Source organism: Spirochaetae bacterium HGW-Spirochaetae-1 (genome assembly GCA_002839375.1).
GTDB lineage: Bacteria > Spirochaetota > UBA4802 > UBA4802 > UBA5550 > PGXY01.
Genome location: PGXY01000001.1, coordinates 191,740 through 218,388, shown reverse-complemented (window position 1 = coordinate 218,388; position 26,649 = coordinate 191,740). Strand labels below are relative to the sequence as shown.

Genomic DNA, 26,649 nt, shown 5'->3' with positions numbered 1-26,649 from the left:
CTAAAGCTACACAGTCATGGGTCATTATCAGGTAAACTCATGATAAATTATATTATAGCAACAGGAGGATTGTTCTATGAAATTTTCTTTTCTTCTATACGCTCTGAAAATTAAAATTCAAAAAGCGGCAAAAAAAAGTGCGGAATTTAAAGAGCATCTTAAGGAAAAAAACTTTACCCTCGTCATTAAAACGGCTGATGGCAAAAGAGGAAGATTTTTCACATTTTTAAACGGTGACGTAATATCCAAAAAGGGTGACGATACTAATGCCAATGTTTCTCTCATATGGAAAGATGCTGATAGTGCATTCAAAATAATGGCATCCGGCAATAACGAAGAAACCATGAAAGCCCTGCAAAACGGAATATTGAAACTTGAAGGAGATGCGCAGCTTGCCCTCTGGTTTACCGGAACAATAAAAATGATGATGAAGGCTTAATTGATGATGTATAAAATTCATTAAAAGATATTGCATACTGAAAAAAAAACCCAGGTATAAACCTGGGTTTTTTATATGAATGTGTTTACTGGTATCGTATTAATGAATTGACCCGAGCAATTGCTCGGGTCAATTATAATATGGTCAAGCCTCACGACTGATTAGTACTGGTCGGCTTAACACATTACTGTGCTTGTACCTCCAGCCTATCAACCTCGTAGTCTCCGAGGAGTCTTCAGTGACCTTAAAGATCAAGGGAAATCTTATCTTGGAGTTGGCTTCCCGCTTAGATGCTTTCAGCGGTTATCCATTCCGAACTTAGCTACCCAGCTGTGCCGTTGGCACGACAACTGGTACACCAGAGGTTCGTCCATTCCGGTCCTCTCGTACTAGGAACAGCTCTCCTCAAATTTCCAACGCCTGCAGAGGATAGGGACCGAACTGTCTCACGACGTTCTGAACCCAGCTCGCGTTCCGCTTTAATCGGCGAACAGCCGAACCCTTGGGACCTTCTCCAGCCCCAGGATGCGAAGAGCCGACATCGAGGTGCCAAACAGCGCCGTCGATCTGAACTCTTGGGCGCTATAAGCCTGTTATCCCCGGCGTACCTTTTATCCGTTGAGCGATGGCCCTTCCACGCGGGACCACCGGATCACTAACCCCTACTTTCGTACCTGCTCGACTTGTAGGTCTCGCAGTCAAGCTCCCTTATGCGTTTACACTCTACGCACGATTTCCGTCCGTGCTGAGGGAACCTTTGGGCGCCTCCGTTACTTTTTTGGAGGCGACCGCCCCAGTCAAACTGCCCGCCAGACAGTGTCCCAGTCCCTGATCAAAGGGTACCGGTTAGTAGTCCAATACAATAAGGGTGGTATTTCAAGGTTGACTCCACCAAGACTGGCGTCCCGGTTTCATAGTCTCCCACCTATCCTACACATATTGTACCAAACTACAGTGTCAGGTTGCAGTAAAGGTGCACGGGGTCTTTCCGTCCTTCTGCAGGTAACCCGCATCTTCACGAGTATTACAATTTCACCGAGTCTCCCGTTGAGACAGTGACCAAGTCGTTACACCATTCGTGCAGGTCGGAACTTACCCGACAAGGAATTTCGCTACCTTAGGACCGTCATAGTTACGGCCGCCGTTTACCGGGGCTTCAATTCAGAGCTTCGTCCGAAGACTAACCCCTCCTCTTAACCTTCCGGCACCGGGCAGGTGTCAGACCCTATACTTCATCTTACGATTTTGCAGAGTCCTGTGTTTTTGGTAAACAGTCGCTTGGTCCGTTTCACTGCGGCCCCCTCGTGCTCCATCCGTAAGGATTTCACACTACCGGGGCGTCCCTTTTCCCTAAGTTACGGGACCATTTTGCCGAGTTCCTTAACGAGAGTTCTCTCGAGCGCCTTAGGATACTCTCCCCGCCTACCTGTGTCGGTTTACGGTACGGTCACTTGATTTCGCGTTTAGAAGTTTTTCTTGGCAGCATAGAATCAGAACCTTCGCTCTCCCGAAGGATTACTCCCCTACAGCCTCAGCCTTGTGGAATCCGGATTTTCCAGGATCCCGGCCTACGCATAAGGACAGGGGCAACCAACGCCCTGCGTCCATATCTGTCTGCGTCACTCCATCACGATAACCTCCATCAAGTGGTGCAGGAATATGAACCTGCTTCCCATCGGCTACGCCTTTCGGCCTCGCCTTAGGGGCCGACTAACTCTGAGATGATTAACATTGCCCAGAAAACCTTAGGCTTACGGCGAAGAAGTTTTTTACTTCTTTTTTCGTTACTCATGCCGGCATTCTCACTTCCATACAGTCCAGTCGTCCTCACGATCGACCTTCAGCCCGTATGGAACGCTCCTCTACCATCCCGACAAGTCGGGATCCAAAGCTTCGGTAGTATACTTAGCCCCAATCATTTTCGGCGCAGAGTCACTCGACCAGTGAGCTATTACGCACTCTTTAAAGGATTGCTGCTTCTAAGCCAACCTCCTGGCTGTCTAAGCAACTCCACCTCCTTTTTCACTTAGTATACATTTGGGGACCTTAGCTGTTGGTCTGGGCTGTTTCCCTTTCGACCACGGAACTTATCTCCCGTAGTCTGACTCCCGAGTTCTAAAGTTACGGCATTCGGAGTTTATCTGGGTTTGGTAAGTTTGTGGACCCCCTAGCCCAATCAGTGCTCTACCTCCGTAACTAAACACTCGAGGCTAGCCCTAAAGCTATTTCGAGGAGAACCAGCTATTGCCGAGTTTGTTTGGTCTTTCACCCCTAGCCACAGCTCATCCGAGAATTTTTCAACATTCACCGGTTCGGTCCTCCATCCCGTTTTACCGGGACTTCAACCTGGCCATGGCTAGATCACTCGGTTTCGGGTCTATTCCATGCAACTAATCGCCCTATTCAGACTCGCTTTCGCTACGGCTTCATGATTACAATCACTTAACCTTGCTGCATAAAATAACTCGCCGGCTCATTCTACAAAAGGCACGCGGTCAGGCATGCAAGCATAGCCCTCCCACACCTTGTAAGCATACGGTTTCAGGATCTATTTCACTTCCCTCTCGGGGTTCTTTTCACCTTTCCCTCACGGTACTTGTCCACTATCGGTCACTGGGGAGTATTTAGCCTTACGAAGTGGTCTTCGTTAATTCACACAGGATTTCTCGTGTCCCGCGCTACTCAGGAATACAAACCAGGAAGATTTTAACTTTTCGCTTACGGGGCTGTCACCCTCTATGGCTTTCTTTCCAGTCAATTCAACTAAGTTAAAATTTTGTGACTTCCCGAGAACTCCAGGAGGTTCTCCGTCTGTATCCTATTACCCCGAATCTACAGCGCTCCTGGGCTGTAACATAGAATTCGGTTTAGGCTGTTTCCCTTTCGCTCGCCACTACTCAGGAAATCGTTTTTACTTTCTCTTCCTCAGGGTACTAAGATGTTTCAATTCCCCTGGTCTAGCCTCTGCCACCTATGTATTCAGTGACAGATATTCCGATTTTATCGGAATCGGTTTTCCGATTCGGTTATCCCCGGGTCAAAGGATGCTTGCTCCTAACCGAGGCTTATCGCAGCTTGCCACGACCTTCATCGCCTTCCAGTGCCAAGGCATCCACCGTATGCCCTTATTCGCTTGACCATATTATTTTATCTACTGTAAACAATAGACTTTAATACGCTCGATTAAACACCATTTTTGGTATTACTCGATGAAATTGTTAAACCTTTTAGAATAATCTTCGAGGCTTAACCGTTTTAAAAGATCTGAGTCAGGAAAAAGTTATTAACTTTTTCCATTTGGAGGTGATCAGGTTCGAACTGACGACCTACTGCGTGCAAGGCAGTTGCTCTCCCAACTGAGCTACACCCCCGGTCAACTATTGCTTATACCATTTTCTAATTTTTATTTATTGGGCCTGAGTGGAATCGAACCACCGACCTTACGATTATCAGTCGTACGCTCTAGCCATCTGAGCTACAGGCCCTTTCAGATGTTTTTTTTGAAGGCCTATAGACCAACTTCCTTTTTGACATTGCTAAATAGCTCCTTCAAAACTGAGTAGTATAATGGGACATAGTGTAAAAAATTCTTCATTCCTTTTAAAGGAGGTGATCCAGCCGCACCTTCCGATACGGCTACCTTGTTACGACTTCACCCCCCTCACCAGCTTCACCTTAGGAACCTTCCTCCCTTGCGGGTTAGATCAGCTACTTCGGGTGCTGCCAACTCGGGTGGTGTGACGGGCGGTGTGTACAAGGCCCGGGAACGTATTCACCGTGGCGTGCTGATCCACGATTACTAGCGATTCCAACTTCACGGAGTCGAGTTGCAGACTCCGATCCGAACTGAGACCGGTTTTTTGAGATTTGCTCCACTTCGCAGTCTTGCTTCTCATTGTACCGGCCATTGTAGCACGTGTGTAGCCCTGGACATAAGGGCCGTGATGATTTGACGTCATCCCCACCTTCCTCCGGTTTGTCACCGGCAGTTCCCCTAGAGTGCTCAGCATTACCTGATGGCAACAAGGAGTAAGGGTTGCGCTCGTTGCGGGACTTAACCCAACATCTCACGACACGAGCTGACGACAACCATGCAGCACCTCTATACATGTCCGAAGAAGGGTGTATCTCTACACCTGTCATGTACAGTTCAAGCCCAGGTAAGGTTTTTCGCGTATCATCGAATTAAACCACATGCTCCACCGCTTGTGCGGGCCCCCGTCAATTTCTTTGAGTTTCAACCTTGCGGTCGTACTCCCCAGGCGGTATACTTAATGCGTTAGCGTCGGCACTAGTGAACAAGTCACTAACACCTAGTATACAACGTTTACAGCGTGGACTACCGGGGTATCTAATCCCGTTTGCTCCCCACGCTTTCGCGCTTCAGCGTCAGTTCTAGGCCAGAGAGCCGCCTTCGCCACCGGTGTTCCTCCTGATATCTACGCATTTCACCGCTACACCAGGAATTCCGCTCTCCTCTCCCGAACTCAAGAGAATCAGTTTTAGATGCAATTCATGGGTTGAGCCCTTGGATTTCACACCTAACTTAATTCCCCGCCTAGACGCCCTTTACGCCCAATAATTCCGAACAACGCTAGCCCCATACGTATTACCGCGGCTGCTGGCACGTAGTTAGCCGGGGCTTTAGACAGGTACCGTCATCGCAAAGAATATTACCCTTTGCTTATTCTTCCCTGCTTATTGGACTTTACAACCCGAAGGCCTTCATCGTCCACGCGGCGTCGCTGCGTCAGGCTTTCGCCCATTGCGCAAGATTCTTAACTGCTGCCTCCCGTAGGAGTCTGGGCCGTGTCTCAGTCCCAATGTGGCCGTTCACCCTCTCAGGCCGGCTACCCATCGTCGCCTTGGTGAGCTTTTACCTCACCAACAAGCTAATGGGCCGCGGACTCATCTCCAGGCGATAGGCCCGAAGGTCCCCACCTTTGATGATCACTACTTATGTAATAACCATATCATTTGGTATTAGCCACCGTTTCCAGTGGTTGTCCCCATCCTAGAGGTAGATTATCCACGTGTTACTCACCCGTTCGCCACTGTCCCCTCAATGCAAGCACCAAGGTTCTCGTTCGACTTGCATGTTTAAAACGCGCCGCCAGCGTTCGTTCTGAGCCAGAATCAAACTCTCCGTAATAACTACTATCTATTACAGATAATTGAATTCAAACTTAATTGATCAAAAACCAACACTATTGTCTTACTTTATACTACTCAGTTTTCAAAGAGCTATTTTCACTCAACAAGACAAAAAAAATCTCCCTATAATTAACAGGTTTTCCCTTGAGAAATTCTATCAATTACTTAATGGAGATTCTGACACTTTACCGGAAACAAAATCAGTAGTTATCAAAATGCCTTGAAGTTGTCCGCTGCTATTAGCAGCAGGTGGTTAGAACATATATTCAACAGCCGTTTTTTTGTCAATCATTTTAAGATTTAATTTTTAATTTTTTAAATCTTTTTTTTCCGTTTCCGTTCGGCTGCTGAACGAATGAATGGGACATTATTTTTTAAGATCAATTCTGTCAACATTAATTATTTTCACAAATTAAAAATAATTATAAATTGCATAAAAATCAAAAAAATTATTAAATTCTGATCACATAATTTCTTATGTGTTAAGGAATACCTACTTTTTTCCTGGCTTTATAGCGGCAATATAAATTCCCGCCAGATCAACACGCACTGTTTTACGTAATGGAAGTTTTTCAAAAACAGCCTCGTCACAAAGCAAATCCATAACCTGTGGTCCAATTTTTGCTTTTACCAGAGGTACTTTTCTTATTTTATAGATTTTTGGTATTTGATCAATAACTGATTTTGGCATATTTGCATTGGTAACCCGGTCTTTTCTCTTTTCAAGAACGAGAATTGAAGTTGCAACCTTATGCTGATTTACCAGAGACTGTTGATCGTTTACCTTCTGCTTTAAATTTTTCCTGAGAAAATAAAATCCGACGCCGGCACCTGCTGCGACAACACCCAATATGATATATAAATGCCACCATTCCACGTTACAATCCTCCTCGAATCGCAAATTAACGACTAATTGATGTCTTGAGCTAAAACACTCAACCCCCATAAAAACCGGGATTTATCAAAATTAATCATGCCATTACCGAAGTCAAGTTAATTACCTTTACTTTGGCTCTCTTTAGATTCCTTGAGTATTTAATAATATGGGGATATGTTCCCTGTAAAGCTAATTGACAAAATAAATGAGTATATAAAATTTTACTTTGAAATAAACGGTTATAAACCTTACAAAGGTTTCTCCAGTAAATATTAAAATGATATCCCTTTATAGACACAATATCTAATGAAACCATGATATGTATAATTTCAGAATTATAGTAAATAGCGTTCATTAGAAGTGTCCACAAATGATTGTACATACAAAAAAATGAGGGTAATTATATGATCGAAAATCCATCAATACTGCTCATCGGCACCGGTGCAGTCGGCAGCTACTATTCGGGAAAATTATGGCAGGCCGGTGCCCGTATATCGGCCGTCTGCCGGTCTGATTACTCAGCGATTAAAAAAAATGGCATAACAGTAAAAAGCATACTCGGTGATTTCAATTTTATGCCCGATGAGGTCATTAAAGATATCAACGATTACAGCCTTGTGCCTGATTATATCATGGTCGCCACAAAGGTTTTACCGGAAATAAATATCACCGATATGATAGCTCCCAGGGTAGGCAAAGATACCTCGATTATACTTCTTCAGAATGGTATCGATATAGAAAAACCTGTAGCAGCTGTTTTTCCCGACAATGAAATAATAAGCGCTCTGGCATTTATCTGTGTCAGCAGGGAACAGCCCGGCATAGTCCATCATCAGGACTACGGTCGGCTTGTTATCGGACATTATCCCTCGGGAACTTCGAAAAAGACATCTTCATTGAACGAGCTTTTCGTAAAATCGGGCATACAGTGTCAGCTTGATACGGATATCATCACGGCCCGCTGGAAAAAACTGATCTGGAACGCACCGTTCAATCCCATGTCAGTGCTGGCCGGCGGGGCCAATACACAGGAAATGATGGGATCAGAAGCCAGCCTGATACTAGCGCGTAAGATAATGGAGGAGGTTGTGCAGCTTGCCGAAGCAACGGGACACCACATTCCCCAGGCTTTTATCACTAAAAACCTCGACGACACCGCTGTCATGACTCCCTATAAAACCAGCATGCTCCTGGATTATGAGAACAAACGGCCCATGGAAGTTGAGGCAATTCTGGGAAATGCAATGAGAATTGCAAAAGAAAAAAATATCAACGTCCCCCACATTGAAAGCCTCTACGGCCTGCTTTCCCTGATTAACAGCAAAAATATTGGGAATACGTGACATTATAAATTTTTACTTTCGTCATTGCATACGGTTTCTGAAACGTGATCTCATGATCAGCGCCGTCATATTCAGGAGCAGAACAAGCGCTATCAGTACAATTGCCGTCCCGTACTGAAGGGGTCTGGTTTCCTGTATGTGCGTTCCTGCTGTTGCCAGAACATAGATATGGTATGGCAGGGCCATTATCTCGTCATAAACTGAAGTGGCAAGATCGGGACTGAAAAATGCAGCGGCGGTGAACATGATGGGAGCCGTTTCACCAGCGGCACGCCCCAGCGAGAGCATGACACCCGTCAGGATGCCGGGAAGTGCATTGGGAATAACGATCTTATGGATAGTCTGCCACTTCGTCGCTCCCAGCGACAGGGAGGCCTCCCTGTAGGTCATGGGAACGACCATGAGGGCCTCCTCGGTGGATCTGATGATTACGGGCAGATTAAGAACCCCCAGGGTAAGCGAACCGGCCAGTATAGAGGTGCCAAAATTAAAAAATACAACAAACAGGCTCAGACCGAAGAGGCCGAATACCACAGAAGGAACCCCTGCCAGATTATTGATGCCCAGGCGGATTATTTTCACCACACGGGGACTTGCCGCATACTCCGTCAGGTATATGGCCGTAATGATGCCCACGGGAATCGATACGACTGATGCCCCTACCATAAGATAGAACGTTCCGACAATTGCCGGGAAAATTCCACCCTTGGTCATTTCATCGCGGGGCATTTCCGTAATGAATTCCCATGAAAGTGCAGAGAACCCGCTTTTTATAATATATCCCAGTATGAACAGTAAAAATAGTATCACAGAAAAGGATAGCATCCTGATCAGAATAAAAATGCCATTTTGAATAATATCATTCTTTTTTAAATTCTTCATCGTATTGTCCGGTTATCAGTTTGTCTTGAACTTGTATTTATTTGAAAGATAGTCGGCGATTATATTGAAACCAAAGGTAATGAAAAACAGAACGATCCCCACGGCAAAAAGAGCATGATAATGATTCCCCCCTACTTCAGCTTCGGCCATCTCAGCCGCGATATTGGACGTGAGAGGCCTTATGGGATCAAATATGGACCCGGGGATTACAGCTGCTCCTCCTGCCACCATGAGCACCACCATGGTCTCTCCGATCACCCGGGATACACCAAGGATTATGGCTGTCCATATACCTGAAAGAGCCGCGGGAAGCGTGATATGATAAATGGTCTGCCACCTGTTGGCACCCAGGGCATAGGATGCTTCTTTCAGTGAAACAGGCACCGAGGATATAGCGTCTTCTGAGATGCTGGCGATAGTGGGAATAGCCATAAAGGCCAGCATGACCGCGGCATTGAAAAGATTCAACCCCGTGTCAATATCGAAATGTTTCTGAAGAAAAGGCGCCACCACCACCATGCCGAAAAAGCCGATAATGACCGAGGGTATGGAGGCTATCAGCTCTATGGTTGGCTTCATGACTTCCCTCACCTGCGACCGGGCCATCTCAGAGAGATATATAGCGATGGCGAGACTGAGAGGAACGGCTATGATTGACGCCAGTATCGTTACAGATACCGAGGCTACGATAAGAGGCAGTATCCCGTATCGTGGAATTTCACTGGTTGGATACCATTCATTTCCCGTAAGAAAATCCGATATGGTTATCACTTTAAAAATAGGCAGCCCCTCCCTGAACAGGAAAAGCATAATCAGGAGTAAAATAAGAAGACAGCTCAGAGCAATCAGCAGAAAAAACTTCTCAATTATATAGTTATATATAATACTGCTATGAACGTTAACTCTCTCTTTTAGTTTTATCTTGTCTTGTAGTTTTGCCATTTCAGTGTCAACTCTCTTGTATCTTTGAAATGATTTTTAAATTTCAATAGTAAAAATTGATCCTTTTTTTGATGAAGCTACACTCATGTCCCATCCCAGAATTTCAGCGGCATGTTTTACTATAGACAGTCCGAGACCCGTTCCTCCCGTGGCGCGCGATCTGCTCTTATCGACACGGTAGAATCGCTCAAAAACACGCGGGATAGATTCCTCGGGAATACCTATACCAGTATCCTCTATATAAATTAATATTTTCCCCTTCTCTTCACGGGCATGTATGGAAATTTTTCCCGATTCCCTGTTATAATTAATGGCATTATCAATGAGATTAAAAAATATCTCTTCGGCAAGAAACCGGTTGCTTCTTATTACCGTATCCAGAATATCCGTTGATTTCTCAATGGTGATGTTTTTCTTTGATGCCTTTGGCTGCAGCAGATGTATACAGTTGTTGATTATTCCCCCGAGGTTGATCTCTTCATCGATGAATTCATGTGAAGTTTCGAGAAGATTTAATTTCAGGATATCATTGATGATGGAATTTTGCCTTTCGGCACTGTCAATGGCTTTCCCTATCAGGTCTCTGCACATTTTCTCGTCATTATAATGTTCGTCGATGGTTTCCAGGTATCCCCGCATGATGGCTATCGGCGTTTTCAATTCATGGGACATGTTGCCCACCAGATCGGTTTTCATCTGTTCGATCTTTTTCTTTTCAGTTACATCACGGAGTACTACCAGTATTCCCTGCAGTGTATCATGTTCCATTATGGGATTTATACTCACCTCGCATACTTTGCCGCTGATGAGTTTTTCCTCGAAGGAAGCTGATTGTCCCCGTGCCAGAACATACTCTATCTTTATATTTAAAGTACGACTTCGTATAACTTCAAAATAAAGTTTTTCCGAAACATCATTATTAATATCGAAAAGAGCGTTAAACGCCTTGTTTGAAATGAGAATCCGTTTGTCATCACCGATGACGGCAATGCCATCGCTGATATTTTCCAGTGTTATCTTAAGCTTGTTCTGTTCAAAAATAAGGCTGTCAATTTTTCCCACAATGGTGTCGGCCAGCCTGTTCAGAGATTTCTGGAGATTGCCGATCTCATCATCGCTGTAATTCATGATCCTTCGTGTATAGTCGCCATGAGAAAAATCCCTGGCAAAATTCATTGTTTCATTTATTGGATTTGTAATTCTTTTCGAAATGTAAATGATGATGATAATAGAAGTGAAAATGATAAAAATCCCTGAAAACACAATGAATTTACGTATTTTTTGGATTTTTTCCTCAACAATATACAGTGGCTTTGCCAGCCTGATGATATACTTATCACTTTTATGGGCATAATAAAACATGTCTATTTTTAAGGTGTTGCTGTATCGTATAGAACTGCCCGTACCGCTCGCCATAGCCTCCTTTACTTCTATCCGATACTGGTGATTATCCATGGACGAAACATTATTTATATCAGAATCGGCGAGAACACTTCCGTTGAAATCAACGATGGTTATTCTCAGACCTATTATACCGGAAACCTTTCTAAGGAAATCAATGTCGGGAACAGCAGCATAACCACGATCACGGTTTTTATCCTTTAAAACCAGTTCAATAAATCTTATTTTCTCCTCCGCTTCCTGTTTGATAATTGACATATGGGTCTCGCGCACAAGATCATTGAAAAACAGGAGCAGAAAAAATATAAGAATGCCGATGAGCAATGAAAATGATACTATTATTCTATTTCCGATTTTCTTTTTCATAACAGGCGTTATTCCTTGAAGCCATATCCGACACCGGAAAAAGTCGTTATAATATTCTTATAAGCACCCAGTTTTCTTCTCAGGTTCATGATATGGACATCAATAGTTCTGTCCACCACGTACACGTCATGTCCTTTAATACTGTCGATGATATTGTCCCTGCTGAAAATTTTTCCCGGGTTTCTCATGAACAGTCCAAGGATTTCAAACTCGGTCTTTGTTAATTTGACATCATTGTCGTCGACCTTCAATTCATAGTGGTCTGGATTAAGAAGGACCCCCTTATAGCTGTACACCCGGTTTTCAGTTCCATTATCGCCGGCAATAGTGGTGCGACGCAGCACCACTTTGACCCTTGATTTTAGCTCCTTGATGCCGAAGGGTTTTTCAATGTAGTCGTCGGCTCCCAGCTCCAGTCCCAGGACCTTGTCAAACTCCTCCCCTTTTGCCGAAAGAAATATAACGGGAATATGACGGAATTCTTTTGACGCCTTTATCTGCTTGCAGAACTCGTACCCGTCGATCCCTTCCATCATGATATCGAGAATAATGAGATCAGGAGCATCCTGTTTCTTCAAAGCCTTCAGCGCTTCTTCTCCGGAGGGGTATGATTCTACCTGGTATCCTTCCCTGCCAAGATTGATGGACAGGATATCGCGGATATCCTTTTCGTCATCGACTACAAATATTTTTTTTCTGGTCATCTTTGCGGCACTTCCTGATAGTCAATATGATATATCAATCGGCGTGTCGTATATCGACGCCCTTAATGTAATATATGGCCCTCTCGGCGATATTAGTAGCATGATCACCTATCCTCTCCAGCGCTTTTGAAACCATTATAAGGCCGAGGGACTGAGACATGATTCGGGGGTTTTCCGCCATATATGAAAAAAGTTCCCGGTACACCTGAATATTGAGCTCATCGATTTCGCTGTCACGTTTTATGACTTCCCTGGCCATATCCACATTCTTATCGGTAATCGACTGAAAGGCGCCCTTGATCATCTCAATGCCGATCGCCGCCATACGCGGTATGTCCATCAGGGGTTTTACCTGCGGCTTCCCGTCAAGCCGGATCGTCTCCTTGGCGATATTCGTCGCCAGGTCACCCATTCTCTCCAGGTCTGTATTTATTTTCAGCATGGCGAGGATAAACCGCAGATCAACGGCAGCCGGCTGGCGCGTTACCAGCACCTTGATGCATTCATCATCGAGCTCAATCTCAAGCCGGTCCAGGATCGTATCATCCTGTATCACCTTCTGAGCGAGTTCCAGGTTGGAATTTTTCAATGCGTCAACAGAGTCTGAGATGGCTTCAATGGCCTGGTCTGCCATCTCATATATTTTCAATTTAATATTGCCAAGTTCCTGTTCCAGATACGTCGCCATGGATGCCTCCTCGTTGAGTTATTTTACCTGCATCGAAATATTGGTATTATTGATGATATATATCAACCGAATTTCCCCGTGATATAGTTTTCCGTCATTTCCAGATCGGGGTTGGTAAAAATCTTTTCCGTTGTATTGACTTCAATTAAATCACCAAGATAAAAGAATGCCGTATAATCACTTACCCTGGCAGCCTGCTGCATATTATGCGTCACGATGATAATGGTAAACTTCGCCTTCAGGTCCTGAATCAGTTCCTCGATTTTCTGTGTTGAGATCGGATCCAGGGCCGATGCCGGCTCATCCATGAGAATAACCTCGGGCTTAACAGCGATTGTTCTGGCTATACAGAGACGCTGCTGCTGGCCACCACTGAGGCCCAGGGCTGAATCATGAAGACGATCCTTAACTTCATCCCACAGAGCCGTGCTTTTTAAAGAGCTCTCCACTGTACTATCGATCTCATATTTATCCCGGACGCCGTTTATTCGCAGCCCATAAGCTATATTTTCATAGATTGATTTTGGAAAGGGGTTTGACTTCTGGAAAACCATACCCACGCGCCTCCGTAAAGTGGTAACATCATACCGCGCGTTAAATATGGGCTCCCCATCTATAAAGATATCTCCATCGACATGCGTATTGGGAATGATGTCGTTCATTCTGTTAATGCATCGTAAAAATGTCGACTTCCCGCAGCCCGAAGGTCCTATGAGGGCCATAACGCTGTTCTTTTCCACCATGAGGGAAATATTTTTAATCGCCGCATTGCTGCCATAATAAAATGTCAGTTTTTCAGCGCGAATTTTTTCTTTTTCAGTATCCATGGGATTGCTCACTTTTGTTTTAATCATGTTTTAACATAGTATTTACACATTTTCAACAAATTAAAAATCTAACATATACATGAGAGAATTATAAATATTTTATAAAGATTTTGTTAAGTTCCCTTGAATCAGCTCACCGTCTCTTATATAATTTCATTATATCAGGTATTACCCCAATAAATAAATAAAAATTGTTTTATTTATAGAATCTAAAGGCTTTCTTTATATAATCTTAATATTTTCCCCGTAGCTTTTCATTAAATTTACTTAGCTGATAAGAAATTACAATTAATTACTATTTAAAAAGGAGGCTCACATTCCATGAAAAGTAAATTCTCTAAAATCATTACAGTGATTGCTGTAATCACAATTGCTCCGGTATTCTTTTTCGGCTGTTCAAAAAACAGCGGCGGCAAGATCGTTATCAAGGGATCAACAACCGTACTTCCCATTACACAGAAGGCCGCTGAAGAATACAGGAAAACCAATAAAATATCCATCTCTATTGAAGGCAGCGGTTCCGGGAACGGGATCAAGGCAATCATCGATGGAACCTGCGACATCGGCAATTCTTCGCGGGAAATGAAAGAGAAGGAATTAAAATCGGCACGAGAAAACGGTGTTAAGGTTAAAGAGATCACAGTGGCCTATGACATGATCATTCCCGTAGTACACCCGTCAAACCCGGTCAAAACTCTGACCACTGATCAGCTGAAGGCTATTTACGACGGCTCAATTAAAAACTGGAAGGAAGTGGGCGGAAAAGATGCAACTATTGTGGTAATCTCCAGGGATACCAGTTCCGGCACCTACGAGGTCTGGGAATCGAAGATCATGAATAAAACCGACGTGCGCAAAGACGCCCTGCTCCAGGCATCAAATGGTGCCGTTGCCAGTTCAATAGCGGGTAATCCTAAAGCCATTGGTTATATCGGGTATGGCTATCTTTCAGACGGCATGAACTCTGTTATGGTTAATAACGTTGAAGGCACCATTGAAAATGGTAAATCAGGAAAATTTCCAATTTCAAGAAAACTCTACATGTATATTAACGAAGCAAAGATATCTAAAGAAGCCATGGATTTTGTCAATTATCTGATCGGAGCCGATGGGCAAAAACTGGTAAAAGAGGCCGGTTTTATCCCCCTCATGTAAGAAGAAAATATTACACACTTCAAATAATAAAAAAGCCCGCTTACCGCGGGCCTTTTTATTATTTGTTTGATGGATACTAGAATATCCTATTTTTTTGTCTTTAATTCCCCATACCGGGCCGTAAGTTCACTCAGGCTGTCAAAAAGTTCCTTAAATTCATCATTTTTCCTCAGGGAGCTTATCTCGGAGTTTTCACCATTCAATATTTTCTGTATATGCCTGTTCATGGCAAAAACAGGCCCTGATATGGTGTTTGTTTTTCTAATAAGGTAAACATAGAGAATAACGCTCTGTATGATGACGAATATCAAAATAAAAATTATTATAAGATTGTTCATTCTGATGATTCCCTGAATATACGCAACGTTAGCATGCATGAGATCTACATTTTCATCAAGATTGCTGGATATTATCTGTGAGGCGATCCGTCGTTCCTTCAGTTTTGCAAATTCAGGATATTCCTTCATGGCCTGAATAATATGATTCTGGTCCGTAATCGTGTCCTGTAGCTTGGATACGGTCTTTTTAAGGGTGTTGTTATTGTTTGTGGCGTGGATGCCAATGCCGATCGTTATTATCCCCACGAGGAATAATATGAGTGCCAGTATTTTAAAGGTGACCCTGTACTGGAAATTCTTATCTATGACATACTTTTTCCTGTTTTCCATTGACCTATTCCTGAATATTCTGTAATTTCTAATGATTCTGCATTTTGCCCATAAGATTAATGTCTAATTTGATGATAAAATTAGAGTAAAAGTCAAGGTAAAAATGTATGGCGTTATCTAATATTTGTTAAGAAAATAGAATAGACTTGACATTTACATGCCGATAATTTACATAAACAAGGTTATAGTAATTTTTAGTTTTTTTTTTCTATCTTTTGGTACCGGATTATTAATATTTTAATCAGAATAACTTTTTAGCTCAAAGTTATTATACCCTGTTAAAGCGGTCTTTTTCAAAAAAAACTAATTCAGTTCTTTCAATAAATTTAAATCAAGAAAATAAGTATACACTTATATAAGGCAGAAAATGGCAGTAAATCCATTTAAAGATTCTAATCTAAACGATTTACAACAAAATATTACTCAGTTTTTATCTGATCATTTTGGTGATATCGTTGCGTCGCTAAAAGAGAAATGGCGAAGATTTGTCTTAAAAGGGCGGGAAAAAATAACTGTTATGTTTATCCCGCATACAGAAAAAAAGATTATAAATTTTCATGTTTCCATATTCACCATATCCTTCTTTGTCGGCATCGTAGCCACAACAATAGTGGTGACTTCTTTTTTCATTATCAATCATTCATCCACCATTAAAGAAGTATCAAAGCTGAAAAAATACGGGACTAATTCAAAAATCCAGATACAAAAATACAAAGATGAAATAAACAAGCTGTACACCATATTTCAGAAATTCAAGCCCGAGATTACTCATCTGTATTCACTCACTCCGGGAAGTGATATAGATTCACTCTGGGCAAAGGGCGGCATTCCAAATCCGGGACCTGCCGATGAAAGTGCCGAGGAAATATCCCCCCCGATTGAAATTCTCAACATCCAGGAAGTGGAGCGGGAGCTTAAAACAACCAAGGATTTACTGGTTCAGATCAAAAAATTTCTTAAATACCGAAAAAAAATTATCGAAAACACGCCTTCGGTCTGGCCAACCAGCGGCTACATAATAAGCCGGTACGGTCAGCGCAGTTCACCCTACACCTTTAAACCGGAATTCCACCGTGGAATCGATATAGAGGCGTTTCCCGGAACGGAAATCCGCGCAACTGCCCCGGGCAAAGTTGATGATATACGCTGGGATCCCATCCTGGGTCTCACGATATCCATCAAACATAAATACGGTTTTGTAACCTCCTATTCCCATTGCCAGCGTGTTTCCGTTGAGTCGGGACAGAATGTGTCCAAAGGTGAAATTATAGGCTATGTGGGAAGAACAGGGAACACTACCAGATATATATGCTACTACCAGATCCGCATTGGAACAGAATTTGTTGACCCCATTCCATACCTTAACCGCATAATGCAATAATTCATATTTATGGCATTGATACTGTTTATCAGATCAGAATTCATCCTCACGGCGGCTTGTGGAAAGAAGTTCATCGGGTACCTCAATTATTCTTTCACCTATTTTCACTGAAAGCCTGTTAGCCACCAGTCCGGGACGGCATTTATATTTTCTCCTGCCGCCTATTTTAACGGTCATATCATCGCCAATCTTGGTGTCGGGAAGTTTTATGGCATCTCCCACGCGGAGATTCAACACCTCCTGGACCGTTATCTGTGCTTCACCTATCTCGGCGATGATGGGCAATTTAACATTTTCGAGCCGTTTCTGAATGATTGCCAGGTTCTCATCCGTTGCCCCTTTCCGTATACTGGAATACATGTACTGGGCTGAAAGCTTTGAAATAATAGGCTCAATTGAAATATAGGGGATACAGAGGTTAGTCATTCCCTCCACATCACCTACTTTTGTTTCCAGTGTAATAAGAACAACCATGTCATTAGGAGGAACAATCTGGGCGAACTGCGGATTTGTCTCTATGTTTCCCAGCCGTGGACGAAGATCGATAACATTTGACCAGGCCTCCCGCAGGTTTCCCAGTATCCTGACGATGATACCCTCCATAACAGAAAGCTCAATGTCAGTCAATTCACGGCTGATCTTTGATGCCTCTCCCAGGCCTCCAAAAAGCTTATCAATGATGGTAAAGGTAATGGATGGGTCTATCTCGAGAACGGCCGAACCCTTCAGAGGATCCATGTTCACCACGGCAAGGGTTGTGGGATTGGGAATGGACCTGATGAACTCCTCATAAGTAAGCTGGTCAACAGAGGCCACATGCACGCTCACCAGAGCCCGTAACTGAGCAGAAAGGGCTGTCGTGGTCAGACGGGCAAAGGTTTCATGCATCATCTGTAATGTACGTATATGGTCCTTGGAAAACTTATCAGGACGGCGGAAGTCATAAATTTTGACCTTTTTTTGTTCTTTAGCAGCCGAATAGTCCGTTGCATCCACTTCACCCGTGGATATTGCGGTCAACAACGCATCTATCTCGTCCTGTGATAATATCTCTGTCATTGTTTAACACCCTTCATTACTGATGCTTCCATACTTATAATCAGCCATAAATTGCTGTTCTTTTCCAATATATAATGATATTTATACCTTTCGGTTATTCTTGGAGCGAACCGTTCAACCTCTACAACCACATGGGCTATCCGGTTATTATCCTCAATATCTTCACTTATAATTTCATAATTGAGAAGGTAATCGGCACGGTCGCGGCATAGATAACGTTTGAATTTATCCCGTATTTCCTCCCGCTCATACCGTCCTGCCCGGCTGTATGACTGGATGAAATTTGAATATGAATTAATAAACTCTTCAAGATTGATATATTTCAGCATCCTCTGCCAGTTTTTACTTTTTTCAGCATTGAGTACAAGCAGTGTTATCTCCGATGGTGTTATTTCGTTAGTTTTTTCTGACTTATCCATTTTCAGGGGACGCAATGTATCGGCTTGTATGGTAAACCGTAATTCATTGTCACTGTACAGAATATTTTTCTCACCGAAATTTGGAAAAAAATAACTCCTCACTCTGAAGGTATTCCCCGGGACCAGTTGGTAAACATCAAGTAGATTCATGCTGTAGACGAATTCCTCATCGGCCCTTAGTTCTATCGTTCTCCGGTCCATGTCTTTGACAGCATCAGCGGTATAGCGGTTCTCCATTCTGTAAGGGACTATGGTTTCACATTCCCGCCCTTTCATATCATAAACAACGGGCTGGAAGGTAGTATAGGGCGGAACCGTGTCATCCCTTCGCTCATAAATAGTAAATGACTGATTCTGTGAACTTAGGTTTTTTATTACTATTCTGAGCGGCACCGCCTCGTTGGCATAAAAATTACGCTTCTCCATATGAATAAACACCTGGAGGTCATTGACAGCCATGCCTTTTTGTTCGGATAAAAAGACCGCTGCTGATAATATACATAGAATAAGTGTTATTTTTTTCATTAATTATTGTTTTTTGATCTTTTATGTACTTTTAAAAGACATATTCTTTTATTATAATCGGTATTTTACCTCCATTTATGTATTAATTTCTACATGTGAGTCCTTACCATTCATGAATTATTTACAGTTATTTACCCGTTAGCTTGCTTATTTCATTGCGGGCGATACGATCGCAGCGTTCATTCTCGGGATGTCCGCTGTGACCCCGAACCCACTCCCAGGTTATATCCAGTCCCCTGGTGAAGGACCAAAGCTCCATCCATAATTCCTGGTTTTTGACCGGTTTTTTTGCGGCAGTCTTCCACCCGTTTTTGATCCATCCGTAAATCCAGCTGGTTATACCGTTCTTCACATACTCAGAATCGGTTGTGATAACCACGGCATCGCCTGTTTTCAGTTTTTTCATTCCTTCAATAACAGCCTGAAGCTCCATTTTATTGTTTGTTGTCAGTATATTGCCACCTGACAATACCAGCTCCGTACTGTCTTCGAACTGGACTATACAGGCCCATCCCCCGGGACCGGGATTCCCGCTGCAGGCTCCGTCGGTAAACATGCGTATTTTAGTCATGGTGTATTACCTGAAATAATATTTTTTACAATCCGCAAAACGCAGAATGGTCTTATCATTATATACCATTATATGAAAAACTATCAAATTATTAAATAAAAAAAGGGACGTCTTTCGACGTCCCTTAATTATATCATTTTATGTATATTATTAACCTAAGCCGATAAGCTTGGCAAATTCCTGTGAGTATTTGACAACAACGCCGGCAAATACTACGGATACCATGGACATAAGTTTGATAAGAATGTTCAGCGAAGGACCAGATGTATCTTTGAAGGGGTCACCAACGGTGTCACCGGTTACAGCTGCTTTGTGAGCAGCGGAACCTTTGCCGCCATGGTTTCCTTTTTCAATATACTTCTTGGCATTATCCCATGCACCACCTGCATTGTTCAGCATACAGGCCAGGGAGAAACCGGCTGTAAGACCGCCAACAAGAAGACCCATAACACCGGCTACGCCGAGCAGAAGGCCTGTGAGAAGCGGTACAGCGATGGCCAGAAGAGAGGGAACAAGCATCTCTTTCTGGGCTCCCGCAGTGGAGATGGCAACACAGCGTGCGTAATCGGGCTTGGCTGTGCCTTCCAGGATGCCGGGTATTTCTTTGAACTGACGGCGAACTTCGTTAACCATGTCACCTGCGGCCCGACCAACAGCCTGTGTTGTCATGGCGCAGAATACGAAGGCCATCATAGCGCCGATGAATACCCCGGAAAGAACAAAGGGATTCATGAGTGTAAGATTATAGGCCATAACGAAATCACTGATCGATGCTGTAGAAGCCACGATGGCATTGGCACCGGCCTCGACGCCTTCAGGCAGTTTTGAATAGAAGGTAACCGTTCCGACTTTGAAACCGGCGGTTCCGCCCAGTTTGCCCAGCCATATCTTGATTTCCTCAAGATAAGCAGCAAGAAGGGCCATGGCAGTAAGAGCTGCAGAACCGATGGCAAATCCTTTACCGGTTGCAGCAGTAGTATTGCCCAGCATGTCAAGAGCGTCAGTTCTTTCACGAACGTGCTTGCCCAGACCTGACATCTCGGCGTTTCCACCGGCGTTGTCAGCAATGGGACCGTAAGCGTCAGTTGCCAATGTAATGCCCAGAGTGGAGAGCATACCAACAGCGGCAAAGCCGATTCCGTAGAGGCCCAGGCTCAGATCGGTAAATCCGCCTGAAACGCCGAAGGCAACGAGTATACCGATAACAATGGTTACAACGGGGATACCGGCCGAGAACATACCAACGCCCATACCGGCGATGATAGTAGTGGCGTGTCCCATATTTGCCTGTTCGGCAATACCCTTCGTGGGTTTGTATTCATCAGATGTATAATACTCCGTTGACTGGCCGATGATGATACCGGAAACAAGACCGGCAACAACAGCGCCGAAAACACCCCAGGTGATCATGTTAAAATAGGCCATGACAGCAAGAGCAACAAGGATCAGCGCGGAGCTGAGACCAACACCGACAAAAAGAGATCGGAGCAGGTTTTTCATGGTTGCTTCTTCTTTCGTACGAACGGCGAAGATACCCACGATGGAAAGAAGGATACCTATACCGGCAACGATCATGGGAGATATAACGGGTTTCAGCATCTCAAGAATTGCCTGGTCCGGGGCCATGGTAGCCATGCCTGCCAAAGGCAGAGCAGCTCCAAGAGCGGCTGTGGCAAGGATTGATCCGCAGTAGGATTCATACAGGTCAGCTCCCATACCGGCCACGTCGCCAACATTGTCACCGACGTTGTCAGCGATAGTTGCGGGATTCCGTGGATCGTCTTCGGGGATACCGGCTTCAACTTTACCAACCAGGTCAGCTCCAACGTCTGCAGCTTTTGTATAGATACCACCACCGACGCGGGCAAAGAGAGCCTGCGTAGAAGCACCCATACCGAAGGTCAGCATTGTAGTGGTTACTTCAACCATTTTTGACTTGGCATAAGCGGGAATATTGGCAGTCGCTTTATGGGCAGCGTCAGCAAGAGCAACGAATTCGCCCTCAATGCCGTTTTTATGCATGAGTTCGACTCCCAGGTTGAATATGTTGTTGTCGTAAATCCAGTTCATGACAATGTACCATATGGATATGTCAATAAGACCGAAACCGACTACAACAAGACCCATAACAGCTCCTGACCTGAAAGCAACTTTCAGACCGGCGTTGAGGGACTGTGATGCTCCCTGGGCCGTACGCGAGGAGGCGTTGGTGGCTGTTTTCATGCCCAGGAATCCGCAGAGTCCTGAGAAAAAACCACCGGTAAGGAAAGCCACCGGCACAAAGGGGTTCTGAACGCCGAAGAAGGCGAGAGCCGTAAAAATAACAACCAGAATAACAAATACTATTCCGACCACTTTATACTGCCTGTGCAGATAAGCCATAGCCCCTTCCCTAACATGAGTGGCTATCTCGATCATGGTTGCATTTCCCTCATCGGCCTTCATCATGCTCTTATAGAAGAACCATGCGAAGATGAGGGCAAACACTGACCCGATCGGAGCAATGTAGAATAAACTATTCTCCATAATGAAACTCCTTTACCCTTGATATTTAATCTGTAACATATGTATCTACAATTTCCGCCGGGCAAAGCCCGGCGGAAACCGGTCATACGCCTACTTTTCCATGGCGTTATAAACCATTTCAGCGATATCAAACGTCTTGATATTTTCAATGCCCAGTTCCGTGGGACCATCGGAAAGCATGGTCATACAGAAGGGGCAGGCCGTACAAATGGTCGTAGCACCTGAAGCCACGGCATCCTTTGTGCGGAACTGGTTGATCCTGGTTCCGATATGCTCCTCAATGAACATCCTGGCTCCACCGGCGCCGCAGCAGAAGCTTTTATCATGGTTTCTGCTCATCTCAACGAACTTCACACCGGGAATCGAGTTGAGGATGTACCTGGGCTGATCATAGATGTTGTTGTATCTTCCCAGAAAGCAGGAGTCATGATAAGTGACTGTATCATTGTATGAATCTTTAATTTTTATTCTGCCGTCCTTAATGAGCCCGGCGATAATTTCGCTGTGATGGAATACCTCAAAGTTGTACTCCAGTTTCCCGCCATCCGAGGCAGGACCCACCTTGGCGAACTCCTTGTATTCCTTCTTGATAGCATTGTAATCATGCGGGCAGGTACAAATGATCTTCTTGACACCATAAGCCTTGAAGGTCTCCAGATTCTGGGTCACCAGGGCATGGAAAAGATATTCATTTCCACCGCGCAGTGCAGCATCGCCCGAATCAGCTTCTTCAGGTCCAAGAATACCTACCTTGATCCCGGCTTTCTGCATGATCCGACAGAAGGCGATAGCCACTTTCTGGTTCCTTTTATCGTAAGACGCGGCAGAACCTACAAAATAGAGATAATCAACTTCAGGATCTTCTGCCAGTGTTTTTATTTTCAAATCTTCCACCGCAGTCAACCAGTCGCCCCTGGCGGCAAAGGCAAAGCCGTAGGGATTGAAATTACTTTCAAGATTGGTGAAGGTTGTCTGCAGTTCAGGAGCCATGTCTCCTTCCATCAGGACTTTGTAACGGCGCATGTCGATCATTTTGGGAACATGCTCAATAAGGACGGGACAGGCTTCCATACAGGCACCGCAGTTTGTGCATGACCAGAACTCATCACTCTGCACCGATCCGTCGATAAGTGGCGTCGTTTCCACCGACGAGGGGTCTTCGGCCAGCATGAGCTGCGGTATACGCTCATCCATGTTTGCTTTTATATCATTAACAAGTTTTTTCGGTGAAAGGGGTTTCTCCGTAAGCCATGCCGGGCAGTTGTCCTGGCAGCGACCGCAACGCGTACAGGCGTCACTGTCCATAAGCTGCTTCCATGTATATTCCTCAACCTTTGAAACACCGAAGGATTCGGCCACTTCAAATACAGCCGGGTTGATAATGGGAACCCCGAATTTTGCCTTACCATTTTCATTGTTCAGGTTACCAAAATATACGTTCAGCGTGGAAACGGCAATATGGCCCAGTTTATCTGAGGCAACAAGACCTATGAAAACAAAGGCTGCCAGCATGTGTATCCACCAGCTACCGAAATGAATGACCCTCATGGTTCCTTCGCTCATGAGCGAAAGTGGCAGTGCCAGGGCATATCCAACGGGTGACCAGACTTCAAATTCGGGGAATCCCGTGATAGCAATCCTGAGAGCCTCGCTGAGAAATCCCGTAAGAACGATAAGCAGGATAAACATGAGCGCGAAGGTGTCTGTTCCCTTGGTATCGAGCCTGGTGGGCTTGGTGATGTAACGGCGATAAATGGCCATGCCAAGACCAAGCAGCACAACAAGTCCGAAAAAGTCCGCAAGAAGGGACAGTATCAGGTAAAAATTACCATGAATGAAGTGGAAATGAAAGAACAGAGCCGTAAGGTCCTCTTCTACCATTATGGTCAGGGTAATGACAAAAAGCACGGCAAAACCGAAAAACAGGCTGGCATGCATGATACCGGCATATTTTTCCCTGAGAATCTTGGCCTGCAGTATCACATATTTGATAACCATCCAGATTCTCTTCTCAGGATAATCTGTCCTCAGTTCTCCCTTGCCCTGTCTCCATATTAATACCCTCTTTACGATAGTGTAAGCAAGGTAGAAAAAGGCTATAAACATGAAGATATAGATGCCCCATCGCATGAAACCATTGGGGCCGCCAATGTTGAAAAATGCTTCCCGTTTAATCTGATCTATGGGAATGCCATAATCTCCGGCAAATTTCATAAACGCTCCTCCCTTAAAAGCTTATAAATGATCAGCCTTGTGCTGAATTCTAACACAGGACACTTATCTGCACGGTCGGATTATATCCGACCTCTCTCCCTTTATGCACATAAAAAAGTCCTGTGATCAGATATTTACTTTTTATACATCCCAAAAAAGACCGAATAATTACTGTTTGGTGGGACTTGTACAGTAAAAAGCCTTTTGTCAATCCATATCCCGTCAAATATTGATAATGTCAACATAATTTCAGGGATTAATAATAAAATCTAAATGGTTAATAATTATTTTATGTTTAATAAAATTCTAAAAAACTTAATATCCGTATTTTCTTTTTTTTATTGACACTTTCCACGACCCGTCATTTATGGAGCAACATTGTCTTATCGAGAGTGGCGGAGGGACTGGCCCTTTGAAGCCACGGCAACCGTTCCCTGCTGAGAACAGGTGCCAATTCCAGCGGATTACAATCTCCGATAGATGAGGCAGCAGAAGGGAAGTTATTTTCTTCAACCGCTGTCTCAGTGACTGCGGTTTTTTAATGCTGATGTACCGGTTCCGTCGGCAAAGATTCCGGTACACACTGATGAAGGATTCTCGTAATCCTTGCCCCATGTTATCCCGCATTAAAAACCTGTTTCAGCCGCTCTCCGGTCTCTCTTGAAAAACAATGTGTATCCGGATTGAATTCAGGAAATTCCATGACCAAGAAACCGATAAAAACATATCACTCCGGCGCAGGGCTCGTGGAGACCAAATATTTCACCTTTGCCGAGCCGCCCCATGAACTGGTTCTGCAGTCGGGAAAAAAACTGGGCCCTATCACCCTGGCCTATGAAACCTATGGTGAACTAAACAGGGACAGGAGTAATGCAATCCTCGTCTTCCATGCACTTTCCGGAACGGCCCATGCCGCCGGTTATCACACCCCCGATGATCAGTATCCAGGCTGGTGGGATATCTACATCGGCCCCGGGAAAGCCTTTGACACGAATAAATATTTCGTAATCTGCTCCAATGTTATCGGCGGGTGCAATGGCTCCACTGGGCCTTCTTCTATAAACCCGGAAACAGGAAATCCCTTTGGACTGGATTTCCCCATGGTCACCATCGAAGATATGGTGCAGGCCCAGTATCATCTCATCAGGCATCTTGGCATCGAAAAACTCCTTTCCGTTGCAGGCGGTTCCATGGGAGGCATGCAGGCCCTGTCATGGTCAATTCAATATCCTGATAAGACCAATTCCGTCATCGCCATCGCAACCTCGGCCCTGCTCTCGGCACAGGGAATTGCCTTTAACGAGGTGGGCCGCCAGGCCATCATAAATGACAGAAATTGGAGCGGGGGAAATTATTACAGCGCATGGCCTCCCGACGCCGGCCTCGGCCTGGCCAGAATGATAGGGCACATCACGTACCTTAGCGAAAAACACATGCACGAACGTTTCGGCCGCAGGTTTCAGGAAATCAACCCCGACACGTATTCATTCAAGACAGAATACATGGTGGAATCCTATCTTCACCACCAGGGAATCAAGTTTGTGGATCGCTTTGACGCCAATTCCTACCTCTATATAACGAGGGCCATTGATCTCTTTGATCTCAATGCCAGCCACGACGGAAGCCTCATAAAGGCCTTTGAGAACGCGAAGTCAAATTTCCTCGTGGTAAGCTTCACATCGGACTGGTTGTATCCCAGCCCCATGTCCAAGGAAATCGTCAGAGCCCTGCGTGCCAATGGGAAAAATGTCATCTACACTGATATAGATACGGACATGGGACATGATTCCTTTCTCCTGGAAAACAGCGCACTGGAAAAATATATTGCCAATTTTCTTAAAAGTGAATATGGTAAGATATGGTTGGACAATGGAACAGTACAGTGAAATAGGATACGATCTCATCATCGACATCATCCCTCCCCATTCCCGGGTCCTTGACCTGGGCTGCGGCGACGGCGTTCTCCTGGACCGGCTCCAGCGCGAAAAAAATGTGAGCGGTTTCGGCGTGGAAATATCCGACGACGGCGTTGGCCATTGCGTTGAAAAGGGTTTATACTGCTACCAGGCAGACATAGACGACGGACTTGCGGATTATCGGGATAATTCCTTTGATTACGTGATACTCAACCAGACCATTCAGAGCACGAAGCGCCCCGATTATGTAGTAAAGGAAATACTGAGAATAGGCAAAAGGGCGATTATCAGCTTTCCCAATTTCGCCTTTATCTCCGTCCGATACCAGCTGGGTTTCCGCGGCATTATGCCGAAGAGTCCTATGATCCCCTATGAATGGTATGAATCGCCCAATATACACATGCTTACCATAAACGACTTTGACCATTTCTGCAAAAAGAACGGCTATCCCGTGGACATGCGCCGTCATTTTTCCATCAATGGCAGGGAAACTGCCAGGAGGGTTTCCTTTGCACCGAACCTGCTGGCACAATACGGCTTTTTCATCCTCGATGGAAAAAATTTTACCAGCAGTTAAGGGCGGAGTGGCCGA

The 26,649-nt window shown here is 44.5% G+C and carries 19 protein-coding genes, 2 tRNA genes, 2 rRNA genes and 1 riboswitch; of the genes, 6 read left to right on the top strand and 17 right to left on the bottom strand.

The window, feature by feature from the left end:
• Positions 1–76 precede the first annotated feature (76 nt).
• A complete protein-coding gene (locus tag CVV44_00965) occupies positions 77–439 on the top strand; it encodes a hypothetical protein (GenBank protein ID PKL41234.1) in 363 nt (120 codons plus the stop codon).
• Positions 440–577: 138 nt separating this feature from the next.
• Here CVV44_00965 and CVV44_00960 read toward each other — a convergent pair.
• From CVV44_00960 to CVV44_00940, 5 genes are all read right to left on the bottom strand, one after another.
• Positions 578–3,587, bottom strand: a 23S ribosomal RNA gene (locus CVV44_00960).
• A 150-nt stretch (positions 3,588–3,737) separates the two neighbouring features.
• Positions 3,738–3,810: transfer RNA gene (locus CVV44_00955), tRNA-Ala, on the bottom strand.
• A gap of 40 nt (positions 3,811–3,850) precedes the next feature.
• Positions 3,851–3,924, bottom strand: a tRNA-Ile gene (locus tag CVV44_00950).
• Positions 3,925–4,033: 109 nt separating this feature from the next.
• Positions 4,034–5,593: ribosomal RNA gene (locus tag CVV44_00945) — 16S ribosomal RNA — on the bottom strand.
• The 16S and 23S rRNA genes sit together here with 2 tRNA genes alongside, the layout of an rRNA operon.
• 493 nt (positions 5,594–6,086) lie before the next feature.
• Positions 6,087–6,470, bottom strand: coding sequence for a hypothetical protein (locus CVV44_00940; GenBank protein ID PKL41233.1), 384 nt, complete (start codon positions 6,468–6,470; stop codon positions 6,087–6,089).
• Between the two features lie 404 nt (positions 6,471–6,874).
• Between CVV44_00940 and CVV44_00935 the strand changes: the two genes are divergently transcribed.
• The gene (locus CVV44_00935) at positions 6,875–7,813 is read left to right on the top strand and encodes a 2-dehydropantoate 2-reductase (protein PKL41232.1); all 939 of its coding nucleotides are present in this window, start codon (positions 6,875–6,877) and stop codon (positions 7,811–7,813) included.
• Between the two features lie 21 nt (positions 7,814–7,834).
• Here CVV44_00935 and pstA read toward each other — a convergent pair whose 3' ends face one another.
• The 6 genes from pstA to CVV44_00905 form a co-directional block, all read right to left on the bottom strand.
• A complete protein-coding gene (pstA, locus tag CVV44_00930) occupies positions 7,835–8,695 on the bottom strand; it encodes a phosphate ABC transporter, permease protein PstA (protein PKL41231.1) in 861 nt (286 codons plus the stop codon).
• Between the two features lie 15 nt (positions 8,696–8,710).
• Positions 8,711–9,637, bottom strand: a complete 927-nt coding sequence (gene pstC / locus CVV44_00925; protein ID PKL41230.1) for a phosphate ABC transporter permease subunit PstC — start codon at positions 9,635–9,637, stop codon at positions 8,711–8,713.
• Between the two features lie 36 nt (positions 9,638–9,673).
• Entirely contained in the window at positions 9,674–11,404 is a 1,731-nt protein-coding gene (locus CVV44_00920) for a hypothetical protein (GenBank protein PKL41229.1), read from the bottom strand.
• Positions 11,405–11,412: 8 nt separating this feature from the next.
• Positions 11,413–12,108: a DNA-binding response regulator gene (locus tag CVV44_00915; GenBank protein ID PKL41228.1), complete on the bottom strand. Its 696-nt coding sequence runs from the start codon at positions 12,106–12,108 to the stop codon at positions 11,413–11,415.
• Positions 12,109–12,142: 34 nt separating this feature from the next.
• Positions 12,143–12,796, bottom strand: coding sequence for a phosphate transport system regulatory protein PhoU (gene phoU / locus CVV44_00910; GenBank protein ID PKL41227.1), 654 nt, complete (start codon positions 12,794–12,796; stop codon positions 12,143–12,145).
• A gap of 62 nt (positions 12,797–12,858) precedes the next feature.
• Positions 12,859–13,623: a phosphate ABC transporter ATP-binding protein gene (locus tag CVV44_00905; GenBank protein ID PKL41440.1), complete on the bottom strand. Its 765-nt coding sequence runs from the start codon at positions 13,621–13,623 to the stop codon at positions 12,859–12,861.
• Between the two features lie 321 nt (positions 13,624–13,944).
• Here CVV44_00905 and CVV44_00900 point away from each other — a divergent pair, with 321 nt between their 5' ends.
• Positions 13,945–14,778 (top strand): phosphate ABC transporter substrate-binding protein, encoded by an 834-nt coding sequence (locus CVV44_00900; GenBank protein ID PKL41226.1) that lies wholly within the window; start codon positions 13,945–13,947, stop codon positions 14,776–14,778.
• An 86-nt stretch (positions 14,779–14,864) separates the two neighbouring features.
• Here CVV44_00900 and CVV44_00895 read toward each other — a convergent pair whose 3' ends face one another.
• Positions 14,865–15,446 carry a hypothetical protein gene (locus CVV44_00895; GenBank protein ID PKL41225.1) on the bottom strand — a complete coding sequence of 194 codons (582 nt, stop codon included), beginning with the start codon at positions 15,444–15,446 and terminating at the stop codon, positions 14,865–14,867.
• Between the two features lie 367 nt (positions 15,447–15,813).
• Between CVV44_00895 and CVV44_00890 the strand changes: the two genes are divergently transcribed.
• Entirely contained in the window at positions 15,814–16,827 is a 1,014-nt protein-coding gene (locus CVV44_00890; protein ID PKL41224.1) for a hypothetical protein, read from the top strand.
• A 33-nt stretch (positions 16,828–16,860) separates the two neighbouring features.
• Here the strand turns inward: CVV44_00890 and CVV44_00885 are convergent, their stop codons facing one another.
• From CVV44_00885 to CVV44_00865, 5 genes are all read right to left on the bottom strand, one after another.
• A complete protein-coding gene (locus CVV44_00885; protein ID PKL41223.1) occupies positions 16,861–17,886 on the bottom strand; it encodes a flagellar motor switch protein FliM in 1,026 nt (341 codons plus the stop codon).
• Positions 17,883–18,731, bottom strand: coding sequence for a hypothetical protein (locus CVV44_00880; GenBank protein ID PKL41222.1), 849 nt, complete (start codon positions 18,729–18,731; stop codon positions 17,883–17,885). Before CVV44_00880 ends, CVV44_00885 begins: the two co-directional genes overlap by 4 nt.
• Positions 18,732–18,957: 226 nt before the next feature.
• Positions 18,958–19,401, bottom strand: coding sequence for a ribonuclease HI (locus CVV44_00875; GenBank protein ID PKL41221.1), 444 nt, complete (start codon positions 19,399–19,401; stop codon positions 18,958–18,960).
• Between the two features lie 150 nt (positions 19,402–19,551).
• Positions 19,552–21,927 (bottom strand): sodium-translocating pyrophosphatase, encoded by a 2,376-nt coding sequence (locus tag CVV44_00870; GenBank protein PKL41220.1) that lies wholly within the window; start codon positions 21,925–21,927, stop codon positions 19,552–19,554.
• A 90-nt stretch (positions 21,928–22,017) separates the two neighbouring features.
• Positions 22,018–24,141 (bottom strand): iron-sulfur-binding reductase, encoded by a 2,124-nt coding sequence (locus CVV44_00865; protein PKL41219.1) that lies wholly within the window; start codon positions 24,139–24,141, stop codon positions 22,018–22,020.
• Between the two features lie 380 nt (positions 24,142–24,521).
• Positions 24,522–24,628: riboswitch (SAM riboswitch) on the top strand.
• A 214-nt stretch (positions 24,629–24,842) separates the two neighbouring features.
• Between CVV44_00865 and CVV44_00860 the strand changes: the two genes are divergently transcribed.
• Positions 24,843–26,027 carry a homoserine O-acetyltransferase gene (locus tag CVV44_00860; protein PKL41218.1) on the top strand — a complete coding sequence of 395 codons (1,185 nt, stop codon included), beginning with the start codon at positions 24,843–24,845 and terminating at the stop codon, positions 26,025–26,027.
• Positions 25,924–26,634 carry a methionine biosynthesis protein MetW gene (gene metW, locus CVV44_00855; GenBank protein PKL41217.1) on the top strand — a complete coding sequence of 237 codons (711 nt, stop codon included), beginning with the start codon at positions 25,924–25,926 and terminating at the stop codon, positions 26,632–26,634. The genes CVV44_00860 and metW overlap by 104 nt, the downstream gene beginning before the upstream one ends.
• The last annotated feature ends 15 nt before the right edge of the window (positions 26,635–26,649 follow it).

What these genes read in the sequence shown, in the direction of transcription:
- phoU (PKL41227.1), bottom strand. Translation starts at nt 12,796, where the DNA reads ATGGCGACGTATCTGGAACAGGAACTTGGCAATATTAAATTGAAAATA.
- CVV44_00895 (PKL41225.1), bottom strand. Translation starts at nt 15,446, where the DNA reads ATGGAAAACAGGAAAAAGTATGTCATAGATAAGAATTTCCAGTACAGG.
- CVV44_00915 (PKL41228.1), bottom strand. Translation starts at nt 12,108, where the DNA reads ATGACCAGAAAAAAAATATTTGTAGTCGATGACGAAAAGGATATCCGC.
- CVV44_00885 (PKL41223.1), bottom strand. Translation starts at nt 17,886, where the DNA reads ATGACAGAGATATTATCACAGGACGAGATAGATGCGTTGTTGACCGCA.
- CVV44_00920 (PKL41229.1), bottom strand. Translation starts at nt 11,404, where the DNA reads ATGAAAAAGAAAATCGGAAATAGAATAATAGTATCATTTTCATTGCTC.
- CVV44_00965 (PKL41234.1), top strand. Translation starts at nt 77, where the DNA reads ATGAAATTTTCTTTTCTTCTATACGCTCTGAAAATTAAAATTCAAAAA.
- CVV44_00935 (PKL41232.1), top strand. Translation starts at nt 6,875, where the DNA reads ATGATCGAAAATCCATCAATACTGCTCATCGGCACCGGTGCAGTCGGC.
- CVV44_00900 (PKL41226.1), top strand. Translation starts at nt 13,945, where the DNA reads ATGAAAAGTAAATTCTCTAAAATCATTACAGTGATTGCTGTAATCACA.
- CVV44_00890 (PKL41224.1), top strand. Translation starts at nt 15,814, where the DNA reads ATGGCAGTAAATCCATTTAAAGATTCTAATCTAAACGATTTACAACAA.
- CVV44_00905 (PKL41440.1), bottom strand. Translation starts at nt 13,623, where the DNA reads ATGGATACTGAAAAAGAAAAAATTCGCGCTGAAAAACTGACATTTTAT.
- pstC (PKL41230.1), bottom strand. Translation starts at nt 9,637, where the DNA reads ATGGCAAAACTACAAGACAAGATAAAACTAAAAGAGAGAGTTAACGTT.
- metW (PKL41217.1), top strand. Translation starts at nt 25,924, where the DNA reads ATGATTCCTTTCTCCTGGAAAACAGCGCACTGGAAAAATATATTGCCA.
- CVV44_00865 (PKL41219.1), bottom strand. Translation starts at nt 24,141, where the DNA reads ATGAAATTTGCCGGAGATTATGGCATTCCCATAGATCAGATTAAACGG.
- CVV44_00870 (PKL41220.1), bottom strand. Translation starts at nt 21,927, where the DNA reads ATGGAGAATAGTTTATTCTACATTGCTCCGATCGGGTCAGTGTTTGCC.
- pstA (PKL41231.1), bottom strand. Translation starts at nt 8,695, where the DNA reads ATGAAGAATTTAAAAAAGAATGATATTATTCAAAATGGCATTTTTATT.
- CVV44_00880 (PKL41222.1), bottom strand. Translation starts at nt 18,731, where the DNA reads ATGGAGAAGCGTAATTTTTATGCCAACGAGGCGGTGCCGCTCAGAATA.
- CVV44_00875 (PKL41221.1), bottom strand. Translation starts at nt 19,401, where the DNA reads ATGACTAAAATACGCATGTTTACCGACGGAGCCTGCAGCGGGAATCCC.
- CVV44_00860 (PKL41218.1), top strand. Translation starts at nt 24,843, where the DNA reads ATGACCAAGAAACCGATAAAAACATATCACTCCGGCGCAGGGCTCGTG.